Origin of the sequence: Trinickia terrae (assembly GCF_005144415.1) — a bacterium.
Lineage (GTDB): Bacteria > Pseudomonadota > Gammaproteobacteria > Burkholderiales > Burkholderiaceae > Trinickia_A > Trinickia_A terrae.
Genome location: NZ_SWJE01000030.1, coordinates 1 through 12,095 on the forward strand (window position 1 = coordinate 1; position 12,095 = coordinate 12,095).

12 protein-coding genes and 1 tRNA gene are annotated in these 12,095 nt (G+C 65.1%); 5 read left to right on the plus strand and 8 right to left on the minus strand.

Features of this window, described 5'->3' with window-relative positions:
* Together FAZ69_RS32325 and FAZ69_RS32330 are read left to right on the plus strand one after the other, a co-directional pair.
* Nucleotides 1-686 (plus strand): helix-turn-helix transcriptional regulator (locus tag FAZ69_RS32325; RefSeq protein WP_136899449.1); only part of this gene is annotated, 686 nt, incomplete at its 5' end.
* Between the two features lie 133 nt (nt 687-819).
* Nucleotides 820-1,293, plus strand: coding sequence for a lytic transglycosylase domain-containing protein (locus FAZ69_RS32330; RefSeq protein WP_240702562.1), 474 nt, complete (start codon nt 820-822; stop codon nt 1,291-1,293).
* 190 nt (nt 1,294-1,483) lie between these two features.
* Here the strand turns inward: FAZ69_RS32330 and FAZ69_RS32335 are convergent, their stop codons facing one another.
* Nucleotides 1,484-1,843, minus strand: a complete 360-nt coding sequence (locus FAZ69_RS32335; protein ID WP_136899451.1) for a hypothetical protein — start codon at nt 1,841-1,843, stop codon at nt 1,484-1,486.
* Between the two features lie 551 nt (nt 1,844-2,394).
* On the opposite strand from FAZ69_RS32335, the gene FAZ69_RS33515 reads away from it, so the two are divergent.
* Entirely contained in the window at nt 2,395-3,234 is an 840-nt protein-coding gene (locus FAZ69_RS33515; protein ID WP_169708840.1) for a phage tail tip lysozyme, read from the plus strand.
* A gap of 591 nt (nt 3,235-3,825) precedes the next feature.
* Here the strand turns inward: FAZ69_RS33515 and FAZ69_RS32350 are convergent.
* The 3 genes from FAZ69_RS32350 to FAZ69_RS32360 are packed head-to-tail and all read right to left on the minus strand — an operon-like array spanning nt 3,826 to nt 5,988.
* Nucleotides 3,826-5,268 (minus strand): glycosyl hydrolase family 28-related protein, encoded by a 1,443-nt coding sequence (locus tag FAZ69_RS32350; protein WP_136899457.1) that lies wholly within the window; start codon nt 5,266-5,268, stop codon nt 3,826-3,828.
* 27 nt (nt 5,269-5,295) lie between these two features.
* Nucleotides 5,296-5,655 (minus strand): HrpB1 family type III secretion system apparatus protein, encoded by a 360-nt coding sequence (locus FAZ69_RS32355; RefSeq protein ID WP_136899459.1) that lies wholly within the window; start codon nt 5,653-5,655, stop codon nt 5,296-5,298.
* Between the two features lie 15 nt (nt 5,656-5,670).
* Nucleotides 5,671-5,988, minus strand: a complete 318-nt coding sequence (locus tag FAZ69_RS32360) for a hypothetical protein (protein WP_136899461.1) — start codon at nt 5,986-5,988, stop codon at nt 5,671-5,673.
* Between the two features lie 322 nt (nt 5,989-6,310).
* Between FAZ69_RS32360 and FAZ69_RS32365 the strand changes: the two genes are divergently transcribed.
* Complete coding sequence (locus FAZ69_RS32365) at nt 6,311-7,165, plus strand: methionyl-tRNA formyltransferase (protein WP_136899463.1); 855 nt, start codon at nt 6,311-6,313, stop codon at nt 7,163-7,165.
* A 202-nt stretch (nt 7,166-7,367) separates the two neighbouring features.
* On the opposite strand, the gene FAZ69_RS32370 is transcribed toward FAZ69_RS32365, so the two are convergent.
* Both FAZ69_RS32370 and FAZ69_RS32375 read right to left on the minus strand, forming a co-directional pair.
* The gene (locus FAZ69_RS32370) at nt 7,368-8,564 is read right to left on the minus strand and encodes a hypothetical protein (RefSeq protein WP_136899465.1); all 1,197 of its coding nucleotides are present in this window, start codon (nt 8,562-8,564) and stop codon (nt 7,368-7,370) included.
* A gap of 146 nt (nt 8,565-8,710) precedes the next feature.
* Nucleotides 8,711-9,187 carry an HrpB1 family type III secretion system apparatus protein gene (locus FAZ69_RS32375; protein WP_136899467.1) on the minus strand — a complete coding sequence of 159 codons (477 nt, stop codon included), beginning with the start codon at nt 9,185-9,187 and terminating at the stop codon, nt 8,711-8,713.
* Nucleotides 9,188-9,515: 328 nt separating this feature from the next.
* Between FAZ69_RS32375 and FAZ69_RS32380 the strand changes: the two genes are divergently transcribed.
* Nucleotides 9,516-9,606 (plus strand) — tRNA-Ser (locus FAZ69_RS32380).
* Between the two features lie 92 nt (nt 9,607-9,698).
* On the opposite strand, the gene FAZ69_RS32385 is transcribed toward FAZ69_RS32380, so the two are convergent.
* On the minus strand, nt 9,699-11,717 hold the full coding sequence (locus FAZ69_RS32385; RefSeq protein ID WP_136899469.1) for a VC_2705 family sodium/solute symporter: 2,019 nt from the start codon (nt 11,715-11,717) through the stop codon (nt 9,699-9,701).
* The gene (locus FAZ69_RS32390; RefSeq protein WP_136899471.1) at nt 11,714-12,079 is read right to left on the minus strand and encodes a DUF4212 domain-containing protein; all 366 of its coding nucleotides are present in this window, start codon (nt 12,077-12,079) and stop codon (nt 11,714-11,716) included. Before FAZ69_RS32390 ends, FAZ69_RS32385 begins: the two co-directional genes overlap by 4 nt.
* Nucleotides 12,080-12,095: the final 16 nt, after the last annotated feature.

The following is a 12,095-nucleotide window of genomic DNA, read 5'->3' on the forward strand; positions in this document are numbered from 1 at the left end:
ACGTGAGCTGGAGCCGCAAGGCCGGCCTCAACGACTACCACCGCAGCCTGTGCCTCGAGATCACGCTCGCGGCCGTCGCCGGCCACGCCACGCCGATCGCCGAAGCGATGCTCGACGCGTCGGGCGCCGCGGCCTCGCAAGGCGCTCAGCATGCGCGCTGGTATCTCGACTATCTGTACTGCCGCGCCAAGGTCCTGCAGCAGCAGATGCGCACGCAGGAGTTCGCGCAGTTCTACGGCCGCTACGCGCTCGCTTCGATCCAGCACGTGCGGGCCGACAGCATGTCGATGCCGACGGTCGCCTCGGACGCCATGCAGACGGCGCGCACCGCGCAACGCTCCGACGACGTGAGCGCACGGCTGCCCGCGAAATACCGCCGCGCCTACCGCTACCTGATGGACAACCTGGACCAGAAGGATTTGTCGGTGCGCGAAGTGGCCTCGCATGTCGGCGTGACCGAGCGCGCGATGCAGGCTGCGTTCAAGAACCACCTCGGGCTCTCGCCGAGCGAGCTGATCCGCCGCCAGCGCATGGAGCGCATCCGCGACGACCTGCTCGACGACGACGCACCGGTCACCCGCGTGCTCGACGTCGCCAACAAGTGGGGCGTGCGCCATCGCTCCACGCTCATCAACGGCTATCGCCGCGTGTTCCAGGAAGCGCCGTCGGAAACGATGGGCCGTTGATTCCGGCAGCGCGTTCTGCACACGCCCGCGCCGCCCGACGCAACGCGACATGCGTGGCCGGGCGGCGTTTCTTTTCGCGCACGCCGGACCCGATGCTCGGCATCCTCTCGTCCATCTCGCTTCGGACTACACCATGCCCCTGCCCATGCCGCTCCGTACGCTGAAGCCGGCGCTCGCGCTGGCGCTCGCCCTCTTCGTCACGAAGCCCGCCGAGGTGCGCGCCGCGCCCGACTGCTTCGCCGAGGCGGCCGTCTACCAGCACGTCAGCCCGGTGGTGCTGCGCGCGATCGCCTGGCAGGAATCGCACGGCAACGCCAATGCGGTCCATCGCAATACGAACGGCTCGATCGACTACGGAATGATGCAGATCAACTCGATCCATCTGCCCGTCCTGGCCCGCTACGGCGTCTCTTCGAACGACTTGATGAACCCGTGCGCCAGCATCTTCGTGGCCGCGTGGCACCTGCACAAGATGATGGTGAAGTACGGCAACACATGGGCGGCCGTCGGCGCCTATCATTCGGAGACGCCCGCCGAGCGCGACCGTTACGCGCGTTCGATCGAAGCGATCGTGTGGCGGATCAGCGAGGCGCAGGCGGGGAATTGAAGTGTGATTGACGTCGGCGCTTGCCGTTCGGCAGGGCCGTCGAACGCAGCCGGGATGCGCACTCGACCGTTAAGAGCCGCTGGCAAGCGAACTGAGCGCAATAGAAAGGGGGCGGCAAACAGCCCGCCCTTTGACACAACGCGATGGACTGTGCCGCGGAACGACGCCGCGGCGCAAAGCCGACTGGCGATCAGCCGCCAGTGAGGATCTTTTTGGATTCCTCCATGCCCTTCGTCATCATCTCGGCTTCGGTTTGGACCCTAGTCTGGTCATTCTTGAGCTTGGCAGCCTCAAGGGTCATCTGGTTGTTCATCTTCATCATCGCCGATTGCGTCGCTAGACTTATCGCGTTGTCGCTAGCCATCTGCCCCAGCGATTGCGCAGCATCGCCCGCGCTACCCAGGGTACCGGCCGCCCCACTCGCGGCCCCTAAAAGGCTCCCGCCGATATTCAAAGCAGCACCGGCCATCCCTGGCATGAAATGACCTGCGGTTTGGGCCATCGTGGCGAGCGCGGGCATCGCCTGGCTCGGCAGTTGCGAGAAACGCATTCCTGGCTTGGTCTCTAACGGTACGCGAGGCGGTCTCGACCCAATGTTCGACAAGTCTTGAAGCTGAGCCCCGCCGGTGCTTTCGCGAGACGGCGACGCCGGCGCTCGGGGCCCTTTTGGAGTGGCTTCAGGACGCTCAAAACTAGTTGTTTGAATATGTCCGCCACTAACTTTATTGACCATGATCAGTACCTCAAAATTAGACTATGGATTACCGCCCGCCATGGACGGCATCGTCGTGCGACGTCGCTTTCGAAACTGGTATGGACGGACAACGTTCGCTACGAGTAGACATTAATCTTCAACGAGACGCGCAGCGACGCGAATGCGATGTATCGCAACGATATGCGAAGTTGGGCCGCAACCGCACGAGCACGCCGCGCAACCCGACGCGAAAACATCGGCACGCTTCGCTAATCCGCAGCGAACTTCGTATCGCTCGCGCTCGATTCGCCAATCGGCAATAACCTGCTTCATGCAGGACATCAATTCATATCCAAGTTCGATCTCGCAACCCAACACCAGCAGCATTTCCGATACGGAGATACTTCATGTCTACGACGGCAATTTCGGGGGCCAACTCCTCCTACACGAACGACCTCAGCGGGGTCGGCGGCAGCAACAACAACAACCAGCAGATGCAGTTTCTCGAGATGTTGCTCCAGGAGCTGCAACAGATTCTGAGCCAGATGAACGGCGGCTCGAACAACGGCTCGAACGGCGTCGGCGCCCCGAGCGGCAGCGGTGGTGGCGGCGGCGGAGCGCCTTCGAGTGTCGGCGGCGACAACGGTGGTGGTGGTGGCGGCGGCGGCGGGCCTTCGAGCGTCGCCGGCAATGACGGTGGCGGCGATGGCGGTGGCGGGCCTTCGAGCGCCGGCGGCGATCCTTCGAGCAGCGGCAGCGGCAGCGGCGGCGGTGGTGGTGTGCCGACCGTATCGAGCAGCGATCCTGCCAAGGCCATCGCGGACAACCTGGAGCAGAAATTCGGCCTGAACGCGACGCAAGCGGCTGGGGTGCTCGGCAATCTTCAGCAGGAGAGCGGCCTGCAGGGCGATATCAACCAAGGCGGCGCGAAGGGTGCCCCGTCGAGCAACTTCGCGGACGACAACGGCAACGGCTGGGGTCTCGCCCAGTGGGGCGGCACACGCAAGCAGGGGGAAATCGACTACGCCAAGCAAAACGGCCTGGATCCGGGCAGCCTCCAGGCCAACATCGGCTTCATGGATAAGGAGCTGTCGACGGACTACAGCAAGACCATCTCGGACATCAAGAACACGAGCTCGACCGACCAGGCCGCGATGGTCTGGGATAAGGACTACGAGCTGGCAAGCGATCCGCAGATGGCCAATCGCGATCAATACGCGCAGCAGTTCCTGCAACAAGGTCTGTAAAGCGCATTCCGGGCTCGCCCGGACCTTGCCCCCGCCTGAAGGTTCGAAGGCGGGGGTTTTCTTTTCATCGCCCTCCGATATCGAACTGCGAAGCCTGGCCCGGCGCAGCCCCCGACCATCCGGCCGCTCACCCGCTCACCCGCTCACCCGCTCAGCCGCTTACCCGCTTACCCGCTCAGCCGCCCAGCCACTCAGCCAAACGCGGCCAAACGCAGCCTGTCCCGGCCATCGACGATCGAGCGCAATGCGCGAGACATGGGCGGAATGCACCGCAACCCGACCTGATAACCAAGCGATGTAGAAGCCGCCCGCGTAGCGTGGCTTGACGTCGCAGCGCGAGACGCCATCGAGCCTGCGCGGCAAGCGCAAGCGCCACGGCATGCCGCCGATCCGCATGCAATGTGCGCGGCGCGGCGCCGGACGTCACAGCAACCTGCGAACCACGACCGGCGACCGGCGAACCGCAAACCCCGAAACACCTTGCAATGCCCGCCTGCAAGACGAAACAAAAGCGCGCCGGGCCATCAAGGCCGCGGCGCGCTCAATCGAAAGCGTCTTGCCGGGAACGATCGCCGATCCCGGCTCGGGGTTTCAGGAGCCGTTATGCGCACCGTCCCCGGTGCCGGCGATATAGCTGCTGTTGATCTTGCTGCGATCGGTGAGATTGGTCACCGGATCGAAGCCGAGAACCGAGGCTTCCGAGCCGCTCGTGCTGTTGCCCGAGATGTTCATGCCCGCTCCGCCCTGGCTCAGCGAGCCGCCGGCCCCCATCACGTCCACGGCGTCGCCGTTCGCGTTCATGACCAGGTTGTTCTTGATCGTGTCGTTCGAGCCGGTCAGGGTCCGGCTGTTGGAATCCGTGCCCGCGACGATGCCCATCCATTTGGAGCCGTCCGAGACCGAGTTCTCGATCGTGTCGCCGCTCGCGCCCATCAGCGCGAAGCTGCGCCCGTAAGAGTTGGCGAGCGAGAGATCGTGGCTGAACACGTTGCCCGAATCCTGCTTGCCGTCGAACGTATAGGAATCGTCGGAGTACGAGTCGTCACCTGCCTGATAGACCTCGTTGCCGTCGATCGTGTTGTTCGAGGAGCCGTTCATCAGCGCGATGCCGTCGGCGTTCGAGCCTTGGACGAGATTGCCGCTGATCTTTGCGTTGGTCGCGCCGTCGAGGCGGATGCCGTTCGACGCCGCGCCGAGCGTCGTCACGTGGCTGACGCTCACGTTCGAGCCCGTGACGTCGATGGCTGCCGCGTCGGGCTGCGAGCTGCGATTGCCGGCCGACACGGAAGTCTCGAGGTTCGACAGCGACGAATTGCTGCCGAGCTTGATCGTTTCCTCGTCCGGGTTGGTCGCGACCAGCTTCGACTGGCTGCCCGCGCCGCTCACGTTCACGCCGTTGACCGACAGCGTGCCGCTGTGGTTGTAGGTGCCCGGCGGAATATAGACGGATTTGCCCTGCGCCGCGGCGGCGTTGAAGGCGCTTTGCAGCGCCTGGGTGTCGTCGGTCGAGCCGTCGCCCTTCGCGCCGTAGTCCGCCACGCTGATCGAGTTCGCGGGCTGGCCCGCGTTCGTGCCGACGGATGCGCCCGGCGCGCCGCTGGAGACGGCGGAGGGATTGGACGAGCCGGTGCCGGTCGTCGAAGGCGTCGTGTTCGAGGACGCCGGTGTCGTGCTCGTGCCGGAAGTCGGCGTAGCGCTCGTGGCGGGCGTCGACGTCGGCGTCGTGCCCGTGGCGGGCGTCGAAGTCGTGCCCGTGGAAGGCGTCGGCGCGGCGCTCATCGCTGGCTGCGGTGTGGAGAAGGAGGGAGCCGGCTGCTGGCCTCCCCCTCCGCCCATTCCGCCGGAAGACGAAGAACCCGAGTCCTGACCGATCATCTCCGAGAGCAACGTTTCGAGAAACTGAATCAGTTCGTCGATGACGTTGTTACCGCTGCCTTGATTCGTGGCATTACTGCTGCCGCTTTGATTCGTGGCATACGTCCCATTCAGGTAGTCGACCGGATTGGTGCTGTAGGAAGTGATCGTCGTGGACATGATGTCTCGCCGTGTTCAAGTTGAAAGTCAAGCCGAGCCAAGCAATTTGCGCATCGCCAGACGCACGAAGGGATCCTGACTGTCCTCGTGCGCCGTGGCGTAGCTGTGCCACAGCGGATCGCCGAGCATCTTCAGGCACAGCGCCTTGAGCTCGGGCGAACGGTCCTCCGGCAAACCGTTCACGAGCTGCCACGCATCGTGCGGCCGCCCGCGCAAGAGCGCGATCGTCACGGGAAAGATCAGGAAGTCGCGGGTTTCCGGATAGGCTTCGTTCATCTGCGCGAGCAAAACCTCGGCCTCGTCCGCGTCGTTCCCCTGGAGGCGCTCGATGACGGCTTGCGCCATCGCCGGCGCCTCGCCGCGCATTTCAGTGATAACGTCCATCATGTCGGCCACCCCGCGTTACGCCGTGGCGTTGTTCTGGCCGGGGAGCGATTTGATGCCCTCCTTGGCGCCGTCCAGCAGAACGTTCGCCGCCAAGCCCTCCGGCGACGCCAATTCCGTCAGATCCTTGGCGCCGCTGAAGGCATCAAAACCACCCTTGCCCATCTCCTTTACGCCGCCAAAGGCTTCACTCAAATTGCCCTTCGCGAGCCCCTTCGCAAAATCGGCGGCGCCGCCGAGTACTTTTCCCCCTCCTTTAAGCACGTCTTCGGCACTGTGCTCGGCACCTTTAACAACGTCGCCCACGACCTTGCCAGCAAAATCCAAGAGACCCATTTTTAACTCTCCTATTCGGTTAAGAAGTTGCGCTCGCGATGCGGCGCGGGATCGGTGCCGCATGTCGTCGGCCCTGATGCCAATGTAGTGAACCCAAGCCTCGGGGATAGCGCCCGCCGCGAAGCGGAGCCGTGAAACGCGAAGCGAACCGTTCGCTGCGAACCGGGCAAAGCGGCCCTACCTGCTGCGAAGCGTCACCTGAAGCCTCAGGGTTCGCACCCGTCGACAAAAGTTCCGGCCCTGCGGCGCGAGCGCGCATGCGCGTGGGTACGCTAAAAGCCTGCACGGCCGCTTGCCGTCGCGTTCACCAGGAGAACCCATCATGCGATTCGCGTTCGCCGGCTTCGACCGCTGGCGTGTTGTCTTCGACACTTTCGTTGCGGCCGGCTGGGAGCCTGTCGCGCTCTTCACGATTCCCGTCGATAACCGGCACGATTTCAACAGCGAGATGGTCGAGCGCGCGGAACAGCACCGCATTCCGGTGAAACTCTCGCGCATCGACGAAGACGATTTGCGCCGGCTCGCGTCGCAGCAGTGCGATGCGCTGATCGTCTCCGGCTACCAATGGCGCATCCCCGACTGGCGCGGGCATCTGCGCTATGCCGCGAACTTCCATCCGTCGCCGTTGCCCGAAGGACGCGGACCCTATCCGCTCATTCGGGCCATCCTCGACGACCGGCGCGAATGGGGAATCAGCTGTCATCGGATCGACACGGACTTCGATACCGGCGAGCTCATCGCATCCGAGCCGTTCCCGATCGAGGCCGACGAATGGCACGAAACGCTGCAGCTGAAACTGCAGATGGCGGCGCAGCGCCTCGCCTCGCGCGTTGCCCGCGAGTTCGAGCAGCTTTGGCGCGACAGCCGCGCGCAAAGCGGAGGGGACTACTGGCCGCGGATTTCCGAAGGCGAGCGCACGTTGGACTTCACGAAACCCGTGGCGGAATCGATGCGCATCGTGCGCGCGCTCGGGCTCATCGAATGCCTCGCTCCGCTGCACGGCACGAAGGTCCATGTGCGGCGCGCGGTGGCGTGGCAAGAGGCCCACCATTACGAGCCCGGACAGGTCGTGCACCAGTATCACCGCTGGGTCGTGATCGCCGCGGCCGACGGGTTCGTCGCGCTCATCGAATGGAGCCCGTTGAGCGAGCAGGCCCGCATTCGCATGCAGGGTTGACGCTTAAAACCTCGACGCAGTTCGTGCCTGGGCCCGGGACACCGCAAGGTGTCCCGGGCTTCTTCTTTGCAGCGCTCGAGATCGCATCGGGCGCGTGAGTCACCGCCAATACGAAAAAGCCGCGCTGCCTTCATTGGCAGCGCGGCCGCGCACATCGACATCCGGTTCCGGCAGCCTGTTGCCGGCTGCCGGCGAGTCCTGCTTACTGCGTGCTCACCCCAAGGACGCTGCTGGTGTTGATGCCAAAGAGGTTCTCGAAGGCAATGGCGCCTCGCGTCTTGCCCGGCGTCAGCACGTTGTTGCCGCCCAAGGCGCTCGAGAGGGCGTTGCTTGCGTCGCCGTTGATCTTGCCGCCGCCGTGCGCGTTGGCGGTCTGCTGCACCTGGGCGCCGAGCGCCGCCCCGGTCGACTGGCTGATCTTGCCCGAGCTGACCGCATTGGCCAGGATGTGGCAGGCGGAATTGCCGTCGCCGTGGGACAACGCATTCTGGAAGGCCTGGAACGAGGCCGGATCCTGCTGGTTGAAGTTCGACAGCGCCTGGCCTTCGTCCCCCATCTGCAACGACTTGCCGTCGTTCACGAGGTCGCCGGTGCCCTTCGGGGTCGGCAGCGAGCTCGTCGTGCTCGGGGTCGTGCCCGTCATGCCCGGCGTCGTGCCCGTCATGCCCGGCGTCGTGCCCGTCATGCCTGGGGTCGTGCCCGTCGGGATCGTCGTGCCGATCCGGGGCGTCATGCCCATCGGCGCCGGCGTGGCGCCCGAGCCGCCGCTCGGCACGTTGCCTGCCGCGCCAAGGCCGCCTTGAGCCGCCCACTGGAAGTTGCCGGCGCCCGAAATGCCATCGGTGCCCCCCACGTCGTGCGTCTCGATCTTCTGATAGGTGTCCGGGTTCGCCAGCATGAACTTGGCCGCTTGCTGAACCGTCTGCGGCGTGTTGCCGTCGGCATTCTCCGCGAGCTTGTACATCGCGTTCGGATCCAGCGTGCCGGTGTTGCTCGAGCCCATGTAGGCCGCGAGCACACCCGACGCGTTTTGCGCCGTCATCTGGCCTGCGCCGCCGGGCGTGCCGCCCATCGTCGGAAGCGAGCCGCCAGTCGGGGTCGGCAAGCCGCCGGTCGAAGGGCTCGTTCCCGGCGCTCCCGGGGTGGCGCCCGTCGTGGTCGGCATGGCGCCCGAGGGCGTGCCGCCTTCACCACCGCTGCCGCCGTTGCCGCCGTTGCCGCCTTGACCGCCGTTCTCCTGTTGCTTCAGCAGCTGGCTCAGATCCTGAATGAGCTCCTGGATCATGCTTTGGGGCGAGGTTTGGGACGAACCGTTGCCCTGATTGAGCGCATTCAGGTACGTGTTCGGATCCGTCGAGAAGTTTGAAAACACATTGTTGTTCGAAAGTTCGAGACTCATGATGATTTCTGCCTGTCAGGTAAGGGTCAATGGAACGTCTGTACTGCTTGGCAAATTCAGTCTATGCACGCGATTCGGCCTTGAGGGTCACGACGCGAACATAGCGGCTGAAACACGAATCAACTCAAGCACGCAAGGCTGCGGGCTCACGCACGCACCCACATCATCGACGCCGAGTAACCGGCGTTGTCCTGCGCAGCCGGGGCCGCCGGCGGCGCCGGCTCGGCCACGTCGCGAAGGTCCGACTTGGCGGCGCGTTCCAGCAGCCGAAAGCCGATCCTGGAGGCCTCGGGGCTCTCGCGCTGCTCCGCGGCGGTTCGCGCGTAGCTGTGCCACAAGGGATCCTCGAGACCGAAGAGACAAACCGCCATCAGCGCCGCGTGCAGCCCCGAGCGCTTCGCCTGCTCGTCCTCGTCCTCGAGCACGCGCCGCGCGTCCACCCACGCCTGGCGCCGCACGTAGCGCCAGGCGGCGACCGTGCCCGCGTCCCGCCATTGCGGCCGCAGCACGCGAATCGCTTCGAGCAGGTCCTCGAAATCCGATTCCCCGTCGAGCTGCGAAGCGGTCCACAGCATTTTTGTAAGGCCGCTGGCTACGTCATCCCTGCATCCTGTGTGAGTCACGATATCCTCGTCTGCTTGGAGTCCTGCAATCAAAAAATGCGCGGTGACGCCGCGCTGACGCCGTGTGCCTTGCGGCCGGCTCGGGCTGGTCCTGTCTGGGTTTCCCGCTGGCGACCAGTGTCCCGGATTCGGTCTTTCGCGGTTGCGGGGATGCGAACGTGTCGATCGCTGTGCGAAGCGGGGGTGTGGGGGTGCTGCCAGGCGGGGATCGGCGACGCGGAAAATGGGGCCGCCGCCGGGTGGTGGCGCGGGGCCCGAAACGCGGAAAATGGGGCCGCCGCCGGGTGGTGGCGCGGGGCCCGAAGTTTGCTATAATGCGCGTCCCGTCGGAGAGATGGATGAGTGGTTTAAGTCGCACGCCTGGAAAGCGTGTATAGGTTAATAGCCTATCGGGGGTTCGAATCCCCCTCTCTCCGCCAGGAACGAATAAAAAATCCCCGCAAGCTCAATGGCTTGCGGGGATTTTGTTTTTTAGCGCCTCATTCGCCTTATCGCGCAACGCCCCCGCCCGTCAGGGATGACGGATATAGTCGACCAGCGCCGTCGTATACGCATCCGGCTTGCGATCCAGCAAACTCACCAGCACCGTCACCGCAAACCCCGCCGGCACGCCGAACACGCCCGAGCTGATCGGCTCGATCCCGAACCAGCGCTGCCCGGCAAAGCCCGTCAACTGCGCAAAATACGGATACGTCGACACGATGTAATAGACGCAGACCACGAGCCCCGCGACCATCCCCGCCACCGCCCCAAGCTTGGTCGTGCGCTTCCAGAACACACCGAGCACGAGCACCGGAAACAAACTCGACGCCGCGAGCGAAAACGCCGCCCCAACCAGAAACAGAATATTCCCCGTATTGAGCGACGCCACATACGACGCAAACAACGCCACGCCCAGCAGCAGGATCTTCGAGATCGTCACGCGCCGCTGGCTCGACGCCGACGGATCGACCATGTGGTAGTAGACGTCGTGCGAGAGCGCGTTCGCGATCGTCAGCAGCAAACCATCGGCCGTCGACAGCGCCGCAGCCAGCGCCCCCGCGGCGATCAACCCCGACATCACGTATGGCAGCCCGGCGATTTCGGGCGCGGCGAGCACGACCATGTCGGGCTGCATGCGGATCTCCGACCAGCGGATGATGCCGTCGCGATTCGTATCGGCGATGCCGATCAGCGACGGCTCGACGCGATGCCATTGCGTCACCCATTGCGGCCAATCGGCGAACGAATGGCCGACGAGGTTCGTCAAGATCTCGTACTTGATCAGCACCGCGAGCACCGGCACGGTCAGATAGAACAGCGCGACGAAAAACAGCGTCCAGCCGACGGAGCGGCGCGCCGAGCCGACCGAGGTCGTCGTGTTGTAGCGCGTCAGGATATGCGGCAGGCTCGCCGTGCCGAGCGACAGGCACAGCAGCAACGACAGGAAATTGCGCTCGTGAATGCGCCGCTCCTCCTCGTTCGCCGCCGGAAACGCCTCGTGCATCGGCACCGGATCGGTTGCGCGCGCAAGCATCTCGTCGCGCTCCTGCTCCCAGACGATGCGCGCCGCCGCCGCGTCGCGCGGGAAGTCGGCCAACGTCCGCTCGCGCAGGTCGATCTCGCGCAGCGGCCCGTTATGCCGCCGCAGCTCGGCGATCTCGTGCGCGAGCCGCGCGCGCTCGCCGGCATACGACGCCGGCAGCGCCGCGATCCGCGCGTCGATCTGCGCCGCGCGCTCGCGATACCAGGCGCGCACGCTCCCCTCCTTCGGCGCGGCTTGCACGTCGTGCTCGAGCCTCTCGAGCTTTTCCATCAAGTGGCCGTAGCTCAATTGCGGCACCCAGCCGAGGCCGTCCTTGTGCGCGATCATCGACACCGGGATCAGAAACGCGCTGATCAGGATGATGTACTGCGCGACCTGCGTCCACGTCACCGCACGCATCCCGCCGAGAAACGAGCAAACGAGGATCCCCGCCAGCCCGCACGAGATGCCGATCGCGAAGTCCACGCCGATGAAGCGCGTCGCGATCAGCCCGATCCCCTGGATCTGCGCGACGAGGTAGACGAACGAGCAGAGGATCGCGGCGAGCGCCGCGAGCGCGCGCACCGTGTTGCTCGAAAAGCGCGTGCCGAGAAAATCGGGAATCGTGTAGCGCGCGAGCTTGCGCACGTACGGCGCGAGCAGGAACGCGACGAGGCAGTAGCCGCCCGTCCAGCCCATCAGGTAGGCGAGGCCGTCGTAGCCGGTGGCGTAGAGCGACCCGGCGAGGCCGATGAAGGACGCGGCCGAGAGCCAGTCCGCGGCCGTCGCCATGCCGTTGAACGCCGACGGCACGCGCCGCCCGGCCACGTAGTACTCGACGAGATCGGAAGTCCGCGACAGCAGGCCGATCACCGCATACACGGCGATCGGCACGAACAGGAACACGTAGCCGACCCACACGCCCGCGCCCGTCGTGCGCTCGATGCGCCACAGCACGTAGATGAACCCGAAGAAGCCGAGCGTATAGAGCGCGTAGGCGCGAATCAGCCGGTGCGTGAGCGTCATCGAGCGGCTTCCGTCGCTCGGGCGGCAGCGGATGCGTCCGCATCGAAGGCGCGCTGCAGGGCGCGATCCGCGCGCTGCATCAGCACGATATAGACGACGATCAGCACGAGATAGATCAGGATCGCCCCTTGCGCGCCGAGATAGAACGGCAGCCGAAAGCCGGCGATGCGCACGTTCGCGAGAGGCCGCGACAGCGCCGGCACGACGAACGACACGAAGAAGCCGATCGACATCAGCACGGCGATCAGCGCAACGTTGAAGCGCCAGTAGCGCCGATGGGCGAGCGCCATCGCCTCCGTGACCGGGGGCGGTTCGGGCGGAGGGTTCAGCGGGAGAGCGTGGGAGGTGTGCGGCGCGGCCATGCGCCTATGTATCAAA

Coding starts and splice junctions, on each gene's coding strand:
- FAZ69_RS32330 (WP_240702562.1), top strand. CDS start 820: ATGCCCCTGCCCATGCCGCTCCGTACGCTGAAGCCGGCGCTCGCGCTG.
- FAZ69_RS32355 (WP_136899459.1), bottom strand. CDS start 5,655: ATGATGGACGTTATCACTGAAATGCGCGGCGAGGCGCCGGCGATGGCG.
- FAZ69_RS32360 (WP_136899461.1), bottom strand. CDS start 5,988: ATGGGTCTCTTGGATTTTGCTGGCAAGGTCGTGGGCGACGTTGTTAAA.
- FAZ69_RS32335 (WP_136899451.1), bottom strand. CDS start 1,843: ATGCGTTTCTCGCAACTGCCGAGCCAGGCGATGCCCGCGCTCGCCACG.
- FAZ69_RS32370 (WP_136899465.1), bottom strand. CDS start 8,564: ATGAGTCTCGAACTTTCGAACAACAATGTGTTTTCAAACTTCTCGACG.
- FAZ69_RS32365 (WP_136899463.1), top strand. CDS start 6,311: ATGCGATTCGCGTTCGCCGGCTTCGACCGCTGGCGTGTTGTCTTCGAC.
- FAZ69_RS32350 (WP_136899457.1), bottom strand. CDS start 5,268: ATGTCCACGACGATCACTTCCTACAGCACCAATCCGGTCGACTACCTG.
- FAZ69_RS32390 (WP_136899471.1), bottom strand. CDS start 12,079: ATGGCCGCGCCGCACACCTCCCACGCTCTCCCGCTGAACCCTCCGCCC.
- FAZ69_RS33515 (WP_169708840.1), top strand. CDS start 2,395: ATGTCTACGACGGCAATTTCGGGGGCCAACTCCTCCTACACGAACGAC.
- FAZ69_RS32385 (WP_136899469.1), bottom strand. CDS start 11,717: ATGACGCTCACGCACCGGCTGATTCGCGCCTACGCGCTCTATACGCTC.